Origin of the sequence: Mycobacterium sp. MAC_080597_8934 (assembly GCF_000523975.1) — a bacterium.
Classification (GTDB): domain Bacteria; phylum Actinomycetota; class Actinomycetes; order Mycobacteriales; family Mycobacteriaceae; genus Mycobacterium; species Mycobacterium avium.
Map to the genome: position 1 here is coordinate 1 of NZ_JAOS01000009.1, position 20,294 is coordinate 20,294.

General features: G+C 64.5%; 13 protein-coding genes. 3 read left to right on the forward strand and 10 right to left on the reverse strand.

Annotated features, from left to right (window positions below; all coding sequences use genetic code 11):
* From NF20_RS06170 to NF20_RS06180, 3 genes are all read right to left on the reverse strand, one after another.
* On the reverse strand, positions 1-875 hold an 875-nt coding region (locus NF20_RS06170; RefSeq protein WP_050594171.1), incomplete at its 3' end, for an ornithine cyclodeaminase.
* An 81-nt stretch (positions 876-956) separates the two neighbouring features.
* On the reverse strand, positions 957-2,174 hold the full coding sequence (locus NF20_RS06175) for a PLP-dependent cysteine synthase family protein (protein WP_231504778.1): 1,218 nt from the start codon (positions 2,172-2,174) through the stop codon (positions 957-959).
* Between the two features lie 116 nt (positions 2,175-2,290).
* Positions 2,291-2,677, reverse strand: a complete 387-nt coding sequence (locus tag NF20_RS06180) for a hypothetical protein (protein ID WP_033712899.1) — start codon at positions 2,675-2,677, stop codon at positions 2,291-2,293.
* Between the two features lie 547 nt (positions 2,678-3,224).
* Here NF20_RS06180 and NF20_RS06185 point away from each other — a divergent pair.
* Positions 3,225-3,515, forward strand: coding sequence for a metal-sensitive transcriptional regulator (locus NF20_RS06185; protein ID WP_008257501.1), 291 nt, complete (start codon positions 3,225-3,227; stop codon positions 3,513-3,515).
* Positions 3,516-3,668: 153 nt separating this feature from the next.
* Here the strand turns inward: NF20_RS06185 and NF20_RS06190 are convergent, their stop codons facing one another.
* Complete coding sequence (locus NF20_RS06190; RefSeq protein ID WP_033712898.1) at positions 3,669-5,030, reverse strand: PPE family protein, SVP subgroup; 1,362 nt, start codon at positions 5,028-5,030, stop codon at positions 3,669-3,671.
* Positions 5,031-5,651: 621 nt separating this feature from the next.
* Between NF20_RS06190 and NF20_RS06195 the strand changes: the two genes are divergently transcribed.
* A complete protein-coding gene (locus NF20_RS06195; RefSeq protein WP_033712897.1) occupies positions 5,652-6,266 on the forward strand; it encodes a DUF305 domain-containing protein in 615 nt (204 codons plus the stop codon).
* Between the two features lie 20 nt (positions 6,267-6,286).
* Here NF20_RS06195 and NF20_RS06200 read toward each other — a convergent pair whose 3' ends face one another.
* The 6 genes from NF20_RS06200 to NF20_RS06225 form a co-directional block, all read right to left on the reverse strand.
* Positions 6,287-8,485, reverse strand: coding sequence for a heavy metal translocating P-type ATPase (locus NF20_RS06200; RefSeq protein WP_231504893.1), 2,199 nt, complete (start codon positions 8,483-8,485; stop codon positions 6,287-6,289).
* A gap of 137 nt (positions 8,486-8,622) precedes the next feature.
* Positions 8,623-8,829 (reverse strand): heavy-metal-associated domain-containing protein, encoded by a 207-nt coding sequence (locus NF20_RS06205; RefSeq protein ID WP_014711838.1) that lies wholly within the window; start codon positions 8,827-8,829, stop codon positions 8,623-8,625.
* A 290-nt stretch (positions 8,830-9,119) separates the two neighbouring features.
* A complete protein-coding gene (gene nbtC, locus NF20_RS06210; protein WP_020822736.1) occupies positions 9,120-12,221 on the reverse strand; it encodes a nocobactin polyketide synthase NbtC in 3,102 nt (1,033 codons plus the stop codon).
* Between the two features lie 3 nt (positions 12,222-12,224).
* Complete coding sequence (locus tag NF20_RS06215) at positions 12,225-13,523, reverse strand: polyketide synthase (protein ID WP_014711836.1); 1,299 nt, start codon at positions 13,521-13,523, stop codon at positions 12,225-12,227.
* Positions 13,520-14,278: a thioesterase II family protein gene (locus NF20_RS06220; RefSeq protein WP_014711835.1), complete on the reverse strand. Its 759-nt coding sequence runs from the start codon at positions 14,276-14,278 to the stop codon at positions 13,520-13,522. Before NF20_RS06220 ends, NF20_RS06215 begins: the two co-directional genes overlap by 4 nt.
* A gap of 162 nt (positions 14,279-14,440) precedes the next feature.
* A complete protein-coding gene (locus tag NF20_RS06225) occupies positions 14,441-14,998 on the reverse strand; it encodes a GNAT family N-acetyltransferase (protein WP_014711834.1) in 558 nt (185 codons plus the stop codon).
* A 259-nt stretch (positions 14,999-15,257) separates the two neighbouring features.
* Between NF20_RS06225 and NF20_RS06230 the strand changes: the two genes are divergently transcribed.
* Complete coding sequence (locus NF20_RS06230) at positions 15,258-20,288, forward strand: non-ribosomal peptide synthetase (RefSeq protein WP_014711833.1); 5,031 nt, start codon at positions 15,258-15,260, stop codon at positions 20,286-20,288.
* Positions 20,289-20,294: the final 6 nt, after the last annotated feature.

A 20,294-nucleotide genomic window follows, 5' to 3' on the forward strand; every position in this document is an offset into this window, starting at 1 on the left:
GCGAGGATGTCGGGCAGCTCGGTGTCCAAGCGTAACGAGCCGTTCTCGTCGGCGAAGCGGGTGCCCGTGACCGCCAGTTGGCCCGCGCTCGTCGCCACGGCGTAGTCGGCGTCGCGCAGCGAGGACGAGTGCACGCCGGTCCCGTTGACCGAGACGAACAGCGCCCCAGGCTTAAGCCAGCTGGTGCGGAACTTGACCTCGGTGGCCGGCCCAGCCGAGGTGGCAACTAGAACGTCGGCTTCGCTGGCGGCTTTCTCGGGGTCGGTGACGATTTCGATGTCTCGGTCGGGGTATTGCTCGCGGACATGCGCGCGCACGGCGGCGATGCCATCGGGATGGGTGCCGAACAGCAGGAGCCGATCCAAGTCCGGCAGAGCAGTCAGCAGGTACGGGAAGGTGTATCGGCCTTGGGCGCCCGAACCGGTCACCAGCGCGGTGCGGGCCCCGGGCGGTGCGCATGCGCCCGCGATCAGCGCGGTGTTGGCGGCAGTTCGTAGCGCGGTCACTCGGAAGCAGTCCATCAATGCTATTGGCAAACCCGCTTTATCGTCGTAGAGCGTGATGGTGATGTATTCTTTTTTCCCGTCGTCGTTTTGCATATAATAGTCTTTAAACGCCGTGATTTGTGAACCGCCGTCATAGCCGGGCATCGCATAGGCGGCCGAATCCCGGTACGGCGAGCGCATCATGATTTTTGCCGGCGCCCGGGAAGAACCTTCGGCCACTCGCAGATAAGCGCCCTTGACCAGTTCCATTACCTCAGTGGGACTGATCGCAATGTCGGCGATATCGCTGCGTGTTAGCACGCGCAATCCCACGTCCTCGCGGTCCAGAATCTGCTGTACCGGTCGGCTGCCTGTTGCTGCAGAAACCATTACTGTATTCCGTCCTCTCGTATTTTGATCCAGCCGCAGTGATGAATGGGAAGTCTGCTGCGCACAATACTTGCAGCGCGTCTATGCAGGAATTTTCACGTCGACTGAGCCATTTCCTCCCTGCATCCCCGCAGCCGCCTTTCGGATCGGTATTGCCCCGCGCAGCAGTGTGGGGTTGGTGATGGTGGTGGTGCGGGTCCAGGAGGTGATGACGTGTTGGTTGGGGTCGGTGAGGGTGGTGGGTTGGGGGGTGGTTTGCCAGTCCAGGAGCTGGTGTTGGTGGCAGTAGTGGTCGTTGTAGATGGTGTCGAAGTAGCGTTGGGGTCCGTCGGGGAAGACGGCGGCGATGCGGGTGTCTTTGGGATAGGTGCGTGCGGCCCAGCCGGCGACCAGGGCGACGGCGCCGACGCTCCAGCCGCCGCTGGCGAAGTTGCTGGCCGCCAAAGTGCGTGCGGCCCAGACGGCTTCGTGGGGGGCGACCCAGTGGACTTCGTTGAAGGCGTGGTAGTCGATGTTGGCGGGATGGATGCTGGAGCCCAGGCCGCGCATGAGCCGGGTGGTGGCGGGTTGGCCGAAGATGGTCGAGCCGATGGTGTCGACTCCGATCAGTTTCATGTCGGGGTTGAATTGGCGCAGTACCCGCGCCACGCCGGCGGAGTGTCCGCCGGTGCCTACCGAGCAGACCAGCACGTCGACGTTGCCGAGTTGATCGAGCAGCTCCAACGCCAACGACCGGTAGCCGGTGATGTTGTCGGGGTTGCTGTATTGGTCGGGGCACCAGGAGCCGGGGTGGTCGGCCAGAACTTGGGCGACGCGGTCTTTGCGGGCTTGTTGCCAGCCGCCGATGGGGTGGGGTTCGGTGACCAGGTCGACCTGGGCGCCGTAGGCGGCCAGCATGTGGCGCACGATGGGTTCCATGCCGGTGTCGGTGACTACGGTGACCGGGTGCCCGTAGGCTTGGCCGGCCAGCGCTAGGCCTAATCCGAGGCTGCCGCTGGTGGATTCGACGATGCGCGCTCCGGGAGCTAATTCGCCGCGGGCGCGGGCGGCTTCGACCATGTGCAGGGCCGGGCGGTCTTTCATGCTGCCGCCGGGGTTGAACCCTTCTAGCTTGGCCCAAAACCCGCGATCGGGTGGGGTCAACGGCGCCTCAATGCGCAGCACCGGTGTGTTACCCACCAGGGCGGCGGGTCGCCGGGAAGTGGCGGGGGCGGGTGGTGCGCAGTCGCGCGGCTCAACAACCTTCAGGGCCGCGATGGGGTGAACGCAAGTGTTGTCGAAGGGAAGAATTTCAGCCATGGAATTCGTCGCTTTCACACGGGAGCCGCGAATACCGGTGCGCGGCACATGGTGACAGGGGTCAGCGGTCGCCGGCCGCTGCCACTAAAGGGCAGAAACGACCTGGCGCTGACCAGTCAGCGACGAGACAAGCAGAACCGGGTCAAGACGTCTTGACCGGTAACAGACAAAGCCGGGGTATGGGGCGGGCCGCGCCCGGCGGGCACCCCAAACCGGGCCAGCCCACCGGTCAGCGCCACGGCGGCCACCGCACCCAACGCGATTAACGCAGCCGCCACCGCGCCCGAGCGCGGCAGCACCGCCGTGGTGAACTGCTCATGATGTCCGCCCGCAGAACCCTTGCTCACATGCGGATGATCGACATCAACGGTGAACTCACCACCCAGCGAAGCCACCAACGCGTGGGCCGGATGGGCTAGCGAAGACTGCGAACGCCCCATGATGCTGTGGGCGCCGATCAGGACCCCCCACATCGCCAACCACGCCGCAGCCCCCACCGCCACCACATACCGCAGCCGTGGCGTTCCGCTAGCGCTGGCCAATCTCATAACACCCCGACCGTAGCACCGCTGGTCGTGGCCATCCGCGCTCCAAAATGAGTCGACACCCGGCCGAGATCAGTCCGTGATCGATACCCCATCAGCCGCCCGTGGGGGTCGGCCAAACGTCCGAACGTAGGTAGGGGAAAGTCCACAACACCGACGATACGGTGTGTACCCCATACCCGCAAAGGGTAATGCGGCTTCCAGCTTCGTGTGTCGATACACGCAGTGTCGAGAGGGTCAGTCTTGCCATACGGCTGACGGCCCGTTGCCTGACGTGCGGGCCTACACGAGCCTGAACTCGGCCACCGGTCTGGTTGGGCCCTCTAATGGGTGATTACCCGTTGGGCGCGATACGGCACGGTACGTGCCATAATGAGGCCCATCAGCACTCGGATTTCCGCGATCCTGGCACCGCTTCCACGACACCGACGCCATTGCGATGGCTGACCCTCTTCGCCACGCAGTAGGCGCAGGTCCCCCGATGACCAAGACGCTGGGAGGATAGATGACAACCCCACTCGGATATTCGGCGCAGAAGGACAATTACGCCAAGCGACTGCGCCGCATCGAGGGCCAAGTCCGCGGCATCGCGAAGATGATCGAGGACGACAAGTATTGCATCGACGTCCTCACCCAGATCAGCGCCGCCAGCAGCGCCTTACGGTCAGTCGCGCTGAATCTGCTCGACGAGCACCTTGACCACTGCCTGACCCGCGCCGCCGCGGAGGGCGGCGACCAGGCCCACGCGAAATTGGCCGAAGCCTCCGCCGCAATCGCACGACTTGTTCGCTCTTGAACGCTGCACGCATGCATACAACCGCTGCCAGGTGGAGCTCACACGACGCAGCAATCCGCGAGCGCCGTCGCACCCGCATGACGCAAGCACACGTCGCTCAACCCTTCGCGAGGCATTAAGCGCCGGGTAACGAACACATGGCATGGGCCTGGATCATGTTGGCAGCAGGCGCATTCTCTGTTCGTCGAATTCTTGCTGCGTGAGGATTCCGGCGGCACGCAGCGACGCCAGCTCGCGGAGCTCGGCAGCGATGTTGATCGCTCCGACCGGCGAAACCTGCGGGGCGTTTGTCTTGTCCTTCTTGTTCGGGTCGCGCGGGGATTTCGCCGTCTCGGCCCGGCTTCGCTCCCGACCCAACGCGCTCGTGCCGGCCATCGCGCGCCCGGCCATGCTCGCCACCGCCATCTCGCCGAACAGGCTCCCGGTGCCGCTGGGGGCGGCCGCGGCAGCGGCTTCGGCGGCGGCGCCGGCGCTGGTCGCCGGCAACGCCAAGGCGGCCGGTCGTATCGCCGGGGCGGCGGCTGTCCACCCGGGCGGTACCGACAGGCCGCCGACGGTGTTGGCCTCACCGAGCCCCGCTGACGCCAGAGTTCCAAACCCGCCCGCCGGGTTCGTGATGACCGGGAATGGCGATGGCGGCACCGCGCCCGCCCCCGGCCAGGACTGCACACCGGCCCAGCCGCTGACGATGTCATCGGTGTGGAAACCGGTTAGCGCGCCGGCAATGTTGAAGGGAAGAGTCGTCGTACCGAAGGGTGTTACCGTGCCGAGTCCAGCGACGCTGGCGGGCCCGTTGAGAAAGACCGTGATCAGATCGCTCTCCACGCCCAGCACGTCCGTCACCGACGGGTCGACGGCAGTTGGTCCCACTGCAGCTCTGCTCAGCATGTTGGGTACCGCCGAGAGCGATTGCTGTCCAACGGCATTGCGTGCGCTCCCGGCGGCGGTGCCGGTGGCCTGTGCCACGGCTCCGGATTGATCGGCACCGGAGGTGGTGGTCTGATCCGGCTCGACAAACGGCGTCAGCCTGGTCGCCGACGCCGTAGAACCCGCGTAGCCGAACATCGCCGCGGTGTCACGCGCCCACATCTCGGCATACTCGGTCTCGGTCGTGGCGATCGCCGGCGTGTTCTGCCCGAGGAAGTTGGTCGCGACGAGGGACGCCAGCAGGGTGCGGTTCGCCGTGATGACCGGGGGTGGCACCGTCTCGGCAAAGGCCGTCTCGTAGGCGAAGGCCGCGGCCCGGGCCTTGGTGGCGGTTTCTTCGGCCTGGGCGCCGGTGGTCCGCATCCACTCCAGATAGGGGGCGATCGCCGCGGTCATGGCCGCAGCCGACGGGCCGACCCACGGGCCGGAGGTCAGGGCGGTGATCTCCGCCTGGTAGGAGTCCGCCGTCGACTGCAGCGCGGCGGCCAATTCGTCCCAGGCCATGGCGGCGGCCAGCATTGGTCCCGAGCCCGGACCGGCGTACATCCGCGCGGAGTTAACCTCCGGCGGTAGTACTGCGAAGTCCACGTTCTCCTCCGATCGCTTTCATGGCCGCGAGGGCATCGACGGCTCCGGTGCGCGTCGTATGGGGGTAGCCAGCCGAGCAGCAAACAAATCGCGATCCTTCGGGCAGTGCCGGTACCACGAAGGAAGGCGACCTAATGAGACGGTCCCGACTGCTGAGGGGACGGCCTCACACGTTTGCAAGCGCTCCCACGTCAACGAACAGAGCGAAATACAGATTAACTTGCACATGACGCAAGAACTCACAAAGGGTTTGGCGCCTGGTCCGAGAAATCGCGTTCAGCCGCCGTCAGTCGCCGCACAGCCATGATGGGTTGTGAGGTGTTGATGCCCCTGCACTGCCCTTGGCGGTACAGCCGGATTCATTCGCTGAACGAGAATGCCGTCCGCCGCCGCGATTCGGTGTATGCCGGTCAACTGGTTCTATCGGGATGCTGTAGCAATACGACCGTTCCTCAGGAGCATCGTCGACCGGATACGGTCTTTATCGAATTTCGTCGAAGCGCCTGATTGAGCCAAAGCGGCTGCGGGCAGACTTGTAGCTGTCGTGCAGCGGTCGACAAGTCAGCGCATCGCCAGAGCGCCGGGGGGCGGCCGCGAAAACGGAGGAAAGGGCTTGTTGTGATGAGAATCAGGACTCTGGCGGCGGCTGTCGCGGCGTTGGCGGCGCTGGTCGGCGTCGGCGCATGTAGTAACTCCGGCAATGACCAGGCTGGCCCCACAAAGGGCGCACCGACTTCAGCGTCGGCCCCCGACGGCCATAAGCAGGCTGATGTCGTGTTCGCGCAGCACATGATTCCGCATCATCAGCAGGCCATTGAGATGAGCGACATCGTGTTGGGTAAGCAAGGGATCGATTCCCGTGTCGTGGATCTGGCGAATCAGATCAAGGCAGCTCAAGGGCCCGAGATTGAACAGATGCAGACTTGGTTGGGCCAGTGGGGGACGCCGAGCCAGACGATGATGCCCAGCCAGAGCATGATGCCCACTCAGAGCACCATGCCGGGTATGAGCGGGATGTCCGACGAGGACATTGCCGCGCTAAAGAACGCCCAAGGCGTGGAGGCCAGCAAGCTGTTCTTGACGCAGATGATCCAACATCATCGGGGCGCGATCGCCATGGCCCAGGACGAGGTCAATTCCGGCGGATATCCTGCGGCGACGGCGATGGCCCGCTCGATCGTCGCCAGCCAGCAGCAGGAAATCGACACCATGCAGAAGCTCCTGGCCTCGCTGTAACTGTCAAGACGCTCGAGGGATCACCGGATACCCGGCTGAAACCGACGGAGCCGCAAGCTATTACTGACGACGAACCCCGACGAGAGCGCCATCGCGGCGCCGGCCAGCATCGGGTTGAGCAGCCCGGCGGCGGCGAGCGGCAGCGCGGCGACGTTGTAGGCGAAGGCCCAGAACAGGTTTCCCTTGATCGTGGCCAGCGTCTTGCGCGACAGCCGGATTGCGTCGGGAACCGCGCGCAAGTCGCCGCGGACCAGAGTCAGGTCACTGGCCTCGATGGCGACATCGGTGCCGGTACCCATCGCCAGTCCGAGGTCGGCCTGGGCCAGCGCGGCAGCGTCGTTGACGCCGTCGCCGACCATGGCCACCACCTTGCCGTCAGCCTGCAGCCGCTTGATGGTATCGACCTTGTCCTGGGGCAGCACCTCCGCGATCACGCGGTCGATGCCGACCTGACGGGCGACTGTGTCAGCGGCGGCCTGGTTGTCGCCGGTGAGCATGATCGGTGTCAATCCAAGCGCGCGTAATTGGCTGATGGCCTCGGCCGACGTCGATTTGACCGCGTCGGCAACCACGAGCACGCCACGTGGCCTGCCATCCCAGCCAACTGCGACGGCGGTTTTACCTTGCGACGCGGCCGCCCGCATGGACTCAGCGAGCTTCTCCGGCAGGTGCTGCGACCAGTCCGCCAGCAGTCGTTCGCGGCCTACCATCACCGCGTGGCCGTCGACCACACCTTGGACACCGAGCCCCTCGAGGTTGGTGAATTCCTCGACGGCCGGAATCTCGCCGAGCTTCTCGCGTGCCGCTTTTGCGATCGCGGTGGCGATGGGATGTTCGGAGGCAGCCTCCAGCGCGCCGGCGACCCGGAGCACCTGATCGGGCTGTTCGCCGTCGTCGGTGATCACATCGATCAGGGCCATCGCGCCGGTGGTTACCGTGCCGGTCTTGTCGAGGACGATGGTGTCGATGCGTCGCGTCGATTCCAGCACCTCGGGACCCTTGATGAGGATGCCGAGCTGGGCTCCGCGGCCGGTGCCGACCATCAGAGCGGTCGGCGTGGCCAGGCCCAGTGCGCAGGGGCAGGCGATGATCAATACTGCGACGGCAGCCGTGAACGCCGCGCCGATCGACCCGCCGACGACCATCCACAATCCCAGCGTCGCCACCGACAACACGATGACGATCGGCACGAAGATGGCCGAGATCTTGTCGGCCAGCCGCTGCGCGTTCGCCTTTCCGGTTTGCGCCTCCTCGACCAGCCTGGCCATCTGCGCCAGTTGGGTGTCGGAGCCGATCCGGTTGGCCCGCACCACGAGTCGGCCGCCGACGTTGATGGTGGCCCCGATGAGGTGGTCGTCGGGCCGAACCTCCACCGGCACCGATTCGCCGGTCAGCATCGATGCGTCCACCGCCGAAGCGCCCTCGACGACGACGCCGTCGGTGGCGATTTTCTCCCCCGGCCGCACCACAAACTCGTCGCCCACTGCCAGTTGTTCGATCGGAATGCGTTGCTCCAGACCGCCTTTGCGCACAGCGACGTCCTTGGCGCCGAGGCCGAGCAGCGCACGCAGCGCGGCGCCGGCCCTCCGCTTGGCTCGGGCCTCGAAGAACCGGCCAGCCAGGATGAAGGTTGTGACACCGGCGGCGGCCTCGAGATAGATGTTCCCGGCACCGTCGGTACGCGTGACGGTGAACTCGAAGGCGTGCCTCATGCCAGGCATTCCGGCAGTGCCCCAGAACAGCGCATAGACTGACCAGCCCAACGCGGCGAGCGTGCCCATCGAGATCAGCGTGTCCATCGTCGCGGTGCGGTGGCGCAGGTTGGCCCACGCGGCCCGATGGAACGGCCACGCCCCCCACACCACAACTGGAGCAGCAAGCGTCAGCGACAGCCATTGCCAGTTGGCGAACTGCAGCGGGGGGACCATTGCCATCACGATCACCGGCACGGTCAGCACCAGCGAAACCAGGAGCCGCTGCCGTAGCGATGCCGTGGGGTCGCCGTCGGGCTGCTCGTTCGGGTCACCATCGGCCGCCTTCTGCTGGGGAAGCGCCGCCGTGTAGCCGGCCTCCTCGACCGCGGCCACCAGCTGATCGGGCGAGACATCGCCGACGTAGGCCACGCTGGCCCTTTCCGTTGCGTAGTTGACCGTCGCGGTGACGCCGTCAAGCTTGTTGAGCTTCTTCTCAATTCGGGCCGCGCACGACGCGCAGGTCATGCCGTCGATCAGCAGCTCGACGTGGCCGATGGGTGTTGTCTCGATGACGGGACGCACACTGCTCTCCTTTAGAGGCCCGGCCTGCTAGCGGGCCGGCGGACCGTTCGACGGGGGTCGCACACAGTTGAGGGTTTGCCTCAGCCGGCGAGCTGGTATCCGGCCTCTTCGACGGCGGCCTTGAGCGCGTCGTTGTCGACTGGGTTGTCGCTCTCCACGGTGACCTTGCCAGTTGACAAATCGACGTCGACTGCGGTGACGCCGGCGATGCTGCCGACCTCATCATGTACTGAGGATGCGCAATGGGCGCAGGTCATTCCCGCAACCCTGACTGTGACGGTGCTCATGTCGGCTCCTTTCACGTCGAAAGCCGTTTCAATCAACAATATACCCCCATAGGGTATCTGTCCAAGTGTCAACATCCCGAACGAACGCGCTGCCGAGCTCACGGGGACGAAGGTTCATTTGGCATAACCACATTTCGCCGAAAATATTGCCCCGATCGAAAGATGGCACGGACCACCAACGGCTGGTTGACGGCCTCACTGCGAAGCGAAGCGCCCATTTCTCGAGTCGCATCGGGCCGGCATGCAGTCCGGCGGCCGAATCGACGCGACGCACAGGAATTAGTTCCTGGTCAAGGTGCAGCTCGCGGCCCGCCCAACTGCGTCAGAACGTCTGCAAGGGATGCCCCTCCGAGAAGGTCCGAGACCTCTAGATCGTGATTGAATTCGGCCTTCACACGGCGGCGTAACTCCAGTGCCTGCAGGGAATCCAGGCCGATCGCGACCATGGGGGCGGTGGTGTCAATCGTCTCGGTGCGGTCGACACCGATGGCTTCGGCTAGCAGGTTTACCAATCGTCGGGGTAGACCTGTCTCCTCGACGGGGGCTGGAGCTTCGACGATAGAAGTTGCCGCGACGGGCGAGGTCAGCTGGGACAACAGCGGGCCGTAGCCGTAGACCTCCAGGACTGATCGTGCGCGAGTGAAGTCGAATGCCGCGACGATGGCATTTCCAGGAAGTCGGCGCATTCCCAAAGCGATTGCGTCGGCGGGAGACATCGGGACGACGCCGATGGCGGCCAGCTGCGCCATGCTGGCGTCATCGAGATCAAAATGGACGGTCCACTGTCCCCACTGCACGGACACGCAGTCCAAACCCTCGGCTCGGAGTCGGTGCGCCATAGCGTCGAGTATCCGATTGGCCGCCGCGTAGACGACCTGTCCCCGGCCGCCGATCGTCGCCCTGGCCGAGGAGCATAGGACTACCCGACAGTTGTCTGTCCTGGGGAACGTCCCTAATATGCGGCAGATGCCAACAACTTTGGCGCGTAATGCCTGGTCGACTTTCTCGGTGGTGATGTCCAGGAATTCGACAGCCGAATACTCTACGGCGGCATGGATGATCAGATCCGCAGGCACGCTTTGGTTTTCGGCAGCCAGTCGCGAGACCGCTGCTTGGTCGCCCACGTCGCACCTAGTGACATGGATCGGCGTCGCTGCGGCCGAACGAATGCGCTGCAGTCGATCTGCGACGGCAGCCGTCTCGCCCGATCTGCTTACCAAAGTGATTCGCTGCGCGCCGCAGTGCGCGAAGTGCTCGCAGAATTCGAGCCCGAGATTTCCTGTTCCCCCGATGATGAGCACATGCTCAGGGGGTGCTGTGTCGCAGTCGCCGGCGGAGGTGTCGCTCTCGGCGATGCGCTTGGCGTAGAGGCCGCCGTTGCGGAATGCCAGCTCGGATTCTTCAGCCGTGTGCAGCGCCGTGAGGATTGCGTGTGTCGAGTCTGACGCCGTCATTCCGCGCGGGAGATCGAGGTGTCGGAATCCAATGCCTGGATAGTCGGCACCTATGCTGCGAAACCCTGCGCTGGCTGCCGCGTGAACCGGGTCCGGCGGCGCATCGTCTGCAACAACCGTCTCACCGCCGACTGTTACGAGCCAGCAGTCGGTGACCGCGTCGTGTATCCCCGGCCACCAGCTGCGGTCGGCAAAGAATGTCGCGACCTCGGCTGCTGCGGCGGCGTCGTCCAGTTCGGGCGATTGCGGAACCAGGATGACGAGCGTATTAAGATCGCCGCTGGCGGCGCTGCTTTCGGTGTTGATCATGCGAGCCGTGGCGCCGATTTCTTCGGCCACGACGCATAAGGTGGTGGCCAGGTCCCCGCAGGCTCCGGTGTGATCCACGATTCCGAGGGCGCGCGGCGGCATCAGTGAGCGTTGCGACAGCCGAACCCACTCCTCGACGAGAAGGCGAGCCGGTATGGCTTCTGCGGCTCGGCTGCGCGCCGAATCAGTCACTGCGGCAACGGGTGTGACAGCGGATGATTGGCGGGCACGCACGGGCAGAACCTCGTTATACGGCAGCCACAGCCGCGTCTCGTTCATCCGGGTGTTGGGGAAATCGCGTAACGGCAGCCGGACGTGGCCGTCAGATTCGGTGCGCAAGCACTCCCACGAATAGTCGAGGTCGTGTACTGCCACCTGCGCGAGGCCGCGGGTGAACTCGCCCAAATCGGTGGCGGTTCGCTCCGACGTGCCGACCACCACCGCCTCGCGTTCGTCCGCCTGGAGGGCGAGATTCTCGTGAATCGCCAACTGCAGCGTCGGATGTTCGGCTAGTTCGACGAAAGTATCGATGCCGTGCCGCACCGCGGTCGCAATCGCTTTGTCGAAGCGAACGGTGTTGCGCAGGTTCCAGAACCAATATTCGTCGACCGGCAGCTCAGGCATGATGGGGCCGCCGAGAGTGCCTCCGAGGCAGTCGATGTCGGTGTCGAGGAACTTCGCATTCTGCAGTTGGCGCTGCATGGACGCACGTACCGAAGCGGCGAGCTCATGGATCAAGCTGCTGTGCGCGGGATACTGCACGCGAATGACGCGCGCGAACGTGCCGCGCTCGGTCAACGTGTCCACGATGCCCTGCACCGTCTCTTGATCGCCTGAAATGCCCACCATGCTCGGGGAATTCACCACCGACAGCTGCGCCCAGCCCGAGCAACGTGCGAGTAAGTCCTCGCAGGTGTCACGGTCGGCGGCGACAACGGCCATGGCGTAATCACCGGAGGCGAACTCGTCGGCGGCACGTGCACGGAGCCCGACGACGAGCGCGGCATCTGCCAAAGTGGTCATCCCGGATACGTAGGCTGCGGCGATCTCGCCTTGGCTGTGCCCGATGGTGACGTTGGGCGCAATGCCGAATGATCGCCACATCGCGGCCAGGCCGGCCATCTGGGTGAACAACGCGGGCTGGACGACGCCCGAACTGTCTTCGGCTGGAAATTTGTCGTCGAGAAGGTATTTCAGCGGCGACTCGCCGAACTGCGTCTGGAATGCCTCGGCACAGCGATCTGCCTCGGTTCGGAATGCCGGTATCGATTCGTAAAAGAGCCGCCCCATCCCCGGTCGTTGGCCTCCCTGCCCGGGAAAAACGTAGGCGAGCCGGCGGGTGCTGGCGGGTGTATTGGTGCGCACCAACGAAGGATGTTCGTATTCATCGATAACCGCGTGCAGGGCGCTGATCAACTCGTCGCGCTGGCTCACCATGACTAGGGCTTGGTGCCGGCGCGCGATCCGCGTCCGAAACAGCATTTCGGCGATCCGGTCGGGTGTCACCTCGGGATGGTCTGCGGCATAAGAAAGGAGGGCGACAGCCTCATACCGTAGTAATTCGCGGGTTTCGGCCGATAACAGGACGGGAATGGTGTCGTTCGGAAGCCGGTAGGTAAGAGGTGCCACTATTCACTCCAGGGAACTTGCGGGCATCGCGATGATCGCATGCGCGTTGGCGCCACCGGCGCCGAACGATGAGACCGCGCCGTAGCGGACGTCGCCTATGGGCTCCCACTGGTGCAGTTTTGTCGCCAATCGCAGGCCTGTCAGGTCCCAGTCCACCGTCTCGGTGGGGTTGTCCGAGAAGAGCGTTGGTGGGATCTGACCGTGCTGGCCGGCGAGTAACAGTTTGATCAGTCCGAGGATTCCGGATGCCGCTTGCGCGTGCCCGGCGTTCGACTTCAACGAGCCCAGCCGCGCCTCGGATCCCGCCGCGCCGTAGGTCTTGAAAAGGGCCAGCAATTCCACCGGGTCGCCCGCGCGGGTCGCGGTGCCGTGCCCTTCGATCATTCCGACTTCGGCCGGATCGATCCCCGCCGCGTCAATTGTCTTGCGGATGAGCTGCTCTTGCGCGCGCACCCGGGGTACGAGGATCGGCTTGCCTTTGCCGTTGTGGTTGGTGCGGACGGCCAGGATGCGTCCATAGATCCGGTGTCCCAGTCGGCGTGCGCGGGATTCAGATTCGACAACGACCATCCCCGCGCCTTCCCCCCACACGGTGCCGCTGGCGTCCTCCGAGTAGGCGCGGCAATGCCCGTCAGTGGAAAGCGCATTGAGCCTTGCGAACTCGTAGAAAGCTCCCGGTGACCCCATGACGCACGCCGCGCCGGCAAGCGCCCATTCGCACTCGCCCGTCCGCACCGCCGTGGCTGCCAGGTGTAGTGCGGTCAACGACGACGCACACGCCGAATCGATACACATCGATGGCCCGGACAGTCCAAGGCAGTGCGAGATACGCCCGGCGGCCCCCAGCTGGCCTAGGCTGGCGATCCGATGCCCGCTGTGGGCATCGGCTACGGCTGCACGCGGGCCGTACTCCATCGGGGACATCCCGACGAAACAGCCGACGTCGTCGCCGTCCAGCGCACCGGGGTTTATCCCCGAATTCTCCAGTGCCTTCCACGCCACGCGCATCGCCACCCGTTGCTGGGGCTGCATCACGAGGGCCTCGCGATGCGTGATACCGAAGAAAGGCGGGTCGAATGTTGTTGCGCCGTCGAGGAATCCGCCCGCGTCGAATACCGGCCCCCAGCTGTCTAGCTCGGACACCGAAAGGAGATCGTCGATCGGCCAGCCGCGATCGCGCGGAAAGGGGGCAATCAGTTCCCTGGCTTCGGCAAGTGCGGACCACAAGGCTGCGGGACTGTCGATTCCCCCGGGCGCCTCGACGGCCATTCCGGAAATGACGATCGGGTCGTCGCTGCTCACGCCGTCTGCTCGCGGTGCGCACTAGACGCCAACAACTCCGCGACGGCGCCTATGTGCGATTCCAGGTAGAAGTGTCCGCCGTCGAACATCGTGACCTTGAGGGTGTCGGTATGTTTGCCCCATCCGTACAGATCGCCCATCGTGATATAGGGGTCCTGATCACCGCCCATCGCGTGTACCGGAGCCGCTACCTTGATGTCGTCGGCGCAGGAGTAAACGTCAAAAGCGTTGTAATCGGCTTTGATCACCGGAAGCGCCCGTCTCATGATTTCGCGGTCGGTGAACACATCGGTGCTAGTTCCCTCCAGCGCCGCCAGATGGTTGAGGATCCCCTCGTCATCCTTGGGATGCGGTGGCTTGGCCGCTGCGCGGCAAGGGGCAACCGCCGCGGAGACGTTCAACTGGCGCACATCGATTCCGCTGGCTTCGGCGATACGGACAAACTCGAACGCGACCAACGCACCCATGCTGTGCCCAAACGTGACGATCGGGATCCCGCGATTGTGCTCCGACGTCCAGAATTCGCCGAACGCTCCAGCGGCGATCTCGGGGAGTGATTGCAACGACGCTTCAGCCGCCCGGTCCTGCCGTCCCGGGTACTGGAAAATAATGACCTTGAATGTCGTGCGCAGTGCTTTCGAAAATTCGCGGTACGCCGACGCGCCAGCCCCAGCATGCGGAAAAACCAGCAACGGAACGCTTTCGGGCAAATCCGGTTCGTGGAACTGTCTGATCCACCCCAGTGTGCGCGGCATGCAACGCTACCTTTCGCTTCGTGTCGCTGTATGCGCCGCGAGGAGTCCGCGGCGGCACGACCACCGCATGCGTCATTAACTTAGCGTAGGCTAACATAAGCTCCTCGCCTTCGGGAGATGGCACCGGCCCGTCGTCCGGGTTCGGGGCGGCGCTGGTCGGCCCTATCGGTCACGGATCATGAGGGCGGCGCGCTTGTTCGGCAGGTCGAGCTCCGTGATGCGCTGAAACCCCGCGTGGTCGAGCACCCGGAGCACCCGCACATTGTCAACGTCGGGTTCGGCGACCACCCGGGCGGCTTGCGGATCCGCATCCAGTTGCCATGACGAGACCGTGCGTAGCAGGTCCACCGCCAGCCGCCGTCCGCGACACTCGGGTGGACCCAGCAGCATGTGCACGCCTGCGTCGTGCTCGCGGGCGGGGTAGTACTCGGCCAGCGGATCAAGGTCGGCGCGGTAGAGCTCCCAATAACTCATCGGAAAGCTATCCAACAGACCCAGGTATGGAACCGAGTGCGCGCTGGAGTGCTGTTGTTGCAGATAGGACGCAATCCGGACGCGGGACCACGGCTTCCTCCAGAATCGCGCCACCTCGGGGTCGTTCATCCAGCAATGCATCAGGTCGAGGTCGCCGTCGGGGTCCAGCCGGCGCAGCGAGAATTCGCCCGCGAACACCTCATGATCAACCGCGGCGCGGCATTGCTGCAGATCTAGCATCTGCACCCGTGTACCTCCCGACCGAACGGGCCCATGTGGTGCGCGACGAGCACATAGGGCAATGGGCAATCCGATCTCGTCGCCGCGGCAGGCGCACGAGCCCTGTAACTTAGCGAAGGCTAACATAAGCCCGCAGTCGCGGTACGGTGCCGGCGACGAAGGGATCGTGGATGCGTGTCGTGTCGTTCGGGTTCCGGATCTGGGATGTAGGACGTCCCATGCTCTGATCGATCCGGCGAACTGAATAACGGGAGTGAGGCGAGCCATGGCCGACGACGTCAAGACTTTGGAGCAACGTCGCCTGGAACTGTTACGTTTGCGCATCGCCGAACGCGGTCTGGCGGCGCGGGAGTCGGTCGAACTGGTGCGGATCTGTCCGGGAGAACGTTATCGGCTGTCGCCCGGCCAGCGCCGGATGTGGTTTCTACAGGCCATGGACCCAAGCGACGTTACGCTCAACATCTGCGTCGCCTACCGGCTGACGGGCGCTCTGGAAGAGGCGCGCTTACACGCAGCCCTCAATGAGGTCGTTGCCCGGCACGCCGTTTTGCGTACCACCTACGCGGTGGATAGCGAGGGTGAACCTTATCAAGTATTTTCCGATGACGTTGAGATCGGTTGGCGAACAGTTGATTTGACCCATCTCTCAGAGGCCGAGCGCGAGCGCCAGATCCAGGCGTTGGCGCGAGATGAGTTCGGCCGGCCATTTGACCTCACCGAGGATCGTCCGTTGCGGACAACCCTGATCCGCTCCGGCGCGGACGAATTCGTGCTGATCCTGGTCGTCCACCACATTTGTTGGGATGACGACTCCTGGGCTGTTTTCTTCGGTGAGCTGAGCGCTGCCTATAACGGTCATCAACTGAACGGCCACGCGCCGCAATTCGTTTCGGTCGCGGTGCTTGGGAACGAGGCGGAACCCACCAGTGCCGACATCGGCTACTGGACGGACACTTTGCGGCCGGCACCGGAACCGCTGGAGCTTCCCGGTGTGGGTGCTGCGCAGCCGTCCAGGCAGGCCGAACGTCGAACTCGCGCCCTTCCCGACGACATGTTCGGCAGGGTCGAGGATTTTGCCCGAAACCGTTCCGCTTCACCGTTTATGGTGTTGTTGGCGGCCTTTGGCGTGCTGCTGCGCCGCTATACCGGCGCAGCAGATTTTCTGATCTCCGTGCCGGTCACCGGACGCGGCGGCCCGGCCGAGGGGGCGATCGGGTACTTCGGCAACACGCTATTGCTGCGGATCGTGGCTCGACCGCACGACACGTTCACCTCGTTCGTCGACTCGGTACGCGAAACCTGTTTTGCCGGGTTCGCCCATCAGTCCGTCGGCATCGATCGAGTGGTGCGCGAAGCCAACCCGGAACGGGCTATAGGGCACGATGGCATGGACCAGCTGGTCCGCTTGGGTTTCAGCATGCGCAACAGCGCAAGTGGATTGATACTGGACGGTGTCACGGTAGGACAACTCGAATTGGGCGCGGTAGCCGCCCAGCTTCCGTTGGCCTTGACGGTTGTGCTCGACCCAAAGGGAGTATCGGTCGAGCTCGAGCACCAGACCGACGTGTTGAGCTCGGCACTCGTTGATCAGATGCTGACCCATTATCTGCAGCTGTTGAACAACGCCCTGGCCGAACCCGAACGTCGCCTCACCAAATTGGACTTGCTCGGCGCCGGCGAGCGGGAAGCCGTCCTGGCGCAGTCGCACGGGGAAGTTGTCGCCACGCCGGCCACCACGATGGTCGCGATGCTTGAAACAGCCGCGGCCGTCGCTCCCGACGCGGTCGCGCTCGTTTCCGACGCGGGTGAAGTGACCTATGCCGACCTGCATGCTCGCGCGAATCGTTTGGCGCGCTGGCTTATCGGACGAGGCTTCGGTGCGGAGGACGTCATCGGGCTGCGCATGACCACGTCGATAGAGTTCATCGTCGCGCTGCTCGCCGTGCTGAAAGCCGGTGCGGCCTACCTGCCGATCGACCCCGCCTATCCCGACGACCGCATCCAATACCTCGTCACGGATGCCCGACCCCAGACGGTTATCGGGCGGCGGGAACTCGACCCCGCCGAAGATGCCGCCGCACAGTTGTCGGACGCCGTGCTCACCGATGCCGACCGGCTACGTCCGTTGCGTCCCGACCACTTGGCTTACGTCATCTACACGTCCGGTTCCACCGGGCGGCCCAAGGGCGTGGCTGTCTCGCACCGCGCGATCGCCGAGCACGTGGATGGTTTCATTGCCGAGTGGAGCGTGACCGGAGAAGACCGGTGGCTGCAATCGTCGTCGGTGAGCTTCGATGCTTCACTGGCAGACATCTTCATCCCGTTGTCGCTTGGCGCACAGCTGATCGTGCCCAGGCCCGAGGCCTTCGGGGACATCGATTACGTTGCCGAGCTGATCAATCGCCGCGGCGTCACCGTGCTGCACATGGTGCCCTCCATGCTGAGCACCCTGCTGATGCTGCCGCAGGCCAGCCAATGGCGGCAGTTGCGTCATGTGCCGGTGGGCGGAGAAGCGCTTCCCACTGAGGTGGCCGACAAATTCGCCAGCTACTTCGACGCGGAGCTACGCAATCACTATGGCCCGACCGAGGCCGTCGTGTGCTCGACACACAAGCGGGTCGCGGGGTCGCAGGGCGCGCGTGTGGTGCCGATCGGCGTGCCGAACCGCAACGTCTACGCCTATGTGCTCGACGAGCAGTTGCAACCGGTGCCCGCGGAGGTCGTCGGTGAGCTGTACCTCGGTGGCATTCAGTTGGCGCGTGGGTATCTCGGTCGTCCCGGGCTGACCGCGCAGCGATTCATCGCCGACCCTTTCAATCCCGGCATGAGGCTGTATCGATCCGGAGACCTGGTCCGCCGCAACATCTCTGGCGACCTGGAATTCGTCGGCCGAGCCGACGAGCAGGTCAAGATTCGTGGCTTCCGCATCGAGCTCGGTGAGGTCGAGTCCGTGATCACAGCGCATCCAGCGGTGCGGCACTGCCTCGTATCCGTGGAAGACACCGAGGCTGGGCCCATGCTGGCCGCGTACCTGGTGCCAGCGGCTGATGAGCACCTCTCCGCCGACTCAGATCTCGATGAGATACGCGCACATGCCGCCTCGGCGCTGCCTGAATACATGGTGCCCAGCGCATTTGCGGTTATCCATGAGATCCCGCTGACTGTGAGCGGCAAACTGGACAAACGGGCACTGCCCGCACCTACGCCTATCGCCGTGCGCCGCTACCGTGAGCCGGCGACCGAGACCGAGCGCCGGATGTGCTCGATTTTCGCCGAGCTGTTCGGCTGGGAGCGTGTGGGTGCTGACGACTCATTCTTCGGGCTGGGTGGCCATTCCCTGCTGGCGGCTCGGCTGGTCGCGCAGATCCGTGCCGAATTCGGCATAGAGCTGACCGTTCGCGCCGTGTTCGATACGCCCACCCCGGCCGGATTGGCGGCTGCGCTGGTCGAGCAGTTCCGTGCCGAGTTCGATATCGACCTTGACGCGATGGACGCCGAGGACACTTTCGACGACGCAACGACGGCGTCGCAATCGAGCCGCCCAGAACTCGTCGAATCTGTTCGCCCGGAGCGGCTCCCGTTGTCCTACTCGCAGCTCGCCGCGTGGTTCCAGTATCGGATGGAAGGGGCGGGGGACGGCTTTAACATGCCCTTTGCGCTTCGGTTCGACGGTCCCCTGGACATCGTCGCCCTCACCGAGGCGGTCAACGACGTCGTTAAGCGCCACGAGGCCCTGCGCACGAACTTCGATGAGCACGAAGGCGTTCCGTATCAAATCGTGCACCCGAGCTTGCAGTTGGAACTAAAAGTCCGGAAGGTCACCCCGGACGGCTTCGATGACGCGGTGGCGCAGCTGCGCCGGCACGTGTTTACGCCCGAGTCGGGGCCGTTGATTACGGTCACCCTGTTGGCGCTGGGCACGGATACGCATGTGCTATTGGTGGTCGTTCACCACATCGTCAGCGATCACGCCTCTCTGGGGATCTTCTTTGACGACCTCGTCACCGCCTACCGCGCGCGGCACCAAGGGCAGGCGCCGCAGTGGACCACATCGCCGATCCAGTTCGTGGACTACGCACTGTGGCAACGAGATGCATTCGCTTCCCTATGGGGACAGGCTGAGCTGGCGTATTGGCGTGACGCCCTCGCTGGGTTGCCCGACGAGGTCTCGGTTGCCCACGATTATTCCCGCCCGCCGGCGCTCGGAAAGCGTGGGGAGGTGGTGACTTTCACCGTGCCCGCCACCCGCCGGGCGTCCTTGACACAGCTTGCCGAGCAAAATGTCGCCAGCGAGTTCATGGTTTACCAGGCCGCCCTGGCGGTAGTGCTGCACAAGCTCGGCGGAGGGACGGACATTCCGCTCGGCAGTCCGGTCGCGTCCCGTGTCGAACCGATCACGGCTAATCTGATCGGCTTGTTCGCCAACGTGGTGGTGCTGCGCGACGATCTGTCCGGTGATCCAAGCCTGCGCACCATGCTCACCCGTAGCCGCCACACGGTGCTCGACGCATTCGCACACCAAGAGCTGCCCATCGAACGTCTGGTTGAGGCTCTCAACCCACCGCGCTCGCGGTCCCGAAACCCGCTGTTTCAGAACATGATCCACTTTCGCGGAGAGGACTGGGCGCTGATACCGCGCCCTCTCACCGAGACCGGCGGCACCACGGTCGTACCGCTTCCGATGGACTTCGAGGTCTCACTACTGGATCTGGACGTGGGCATGAGCGTGACGCCGGGCGGTGAACTCGACGTGCGCGTCGTCGCCAATGCCGATCTCTACGAACCTGCGACGGTTGCCCTTATCGCCGCCGCTCTGAACGCAGCACTCGATGCGTTCGCGACGGCGCCGGACCGTCCAGTGTCCAGCGTGGAGTTGCTTCCCACGGATGATTTGGAGAAACTTTTCGCCCCGCCGGCCCCGCCCATCGCTGCGCCATCGAAACCGGCCACCGCAGGCTCGGTGGAAACCGAGCGGATCCTCATCACCTTGCTGGAGGAATTGCTCGACGTCACCGGTCTCGATCGCGACGACAACTTCTTCGCGCTCGGCGGTGACAGCATCATCTCCATTAAATGGTCGGCGCAGGCCACCGCGCAGGGACTGGCCTTCACGCCGGGAATGGTGTTCGAGTACATGACCATCGGCGAGCTGGCCGCGGCGGTCGACGCGGCAGCGGGTGAGCCGGCGGCCGAGGCGGATTCGCCGCCGAAGCAGGAATATACGCCGATGAGCGCGTCGGGCCTGACCCCCGATGCGTTGGCGCAACTCAACGCATCCTGGCTCAACCAGTCGTGACGGCAC

What these genes read in the sequence shown, in the direction of transcription:
- NF20_RS06175 (WP_231504778.1), bottom strand. Translation starts at nt 2,174, where the DNA reads ATGGCTGAAATTCTTCCCTTCGACAACACTTGCGTTCACCCCATCGCG.
- NF20_RS06185 (WP_008257501.1), top strand. Translation starts at nt 3,225, where the DNA reads ATGACAACCCCACTCGGATATTCGGCGCAGAAGGACAATTACGCCAAG.
- NF20_RS06195 (WP_033712897.1), top strand. Translation starts at nt 5,652, where the DNA reads ATGAGAATCAGGACTCTGGCGGCGGCTGTCGCGGCGTTGGCGGCGCTG.
- NF20_RS06200 (WP_231504893.1), bottom strand. Translation starts at nt 8,485, where the DNA reads ATGACCTGCGCGTCGTGCGCGGCCCGAATTGAGAAGAAGCTCAACAAG.
- NF20_RS06205 (WP_014711838.1), bottom strand. Translation starts at nt 8,829, where the DNA reads ATGAGCACCGTCACAGTCAGGGTTGCGGGAATGACCTGCGCCCATTGC.
- NF20_RS06220 (WP_014711835.1), bottom strand. Translation starts at nt 14,278, where the DNA reads ATGCCGCGCACACTGGGGTGGATCAGACAGTTCCACGAACCGGATTTG.
- NF20_RS06230 (WP_014711833.1), top strand. Translation starts at nt 15,258, where the DNA reads ATGGCCGACGACGTCAAGACTTTGGAGCAACGTCGCCTGGAACTGTTA.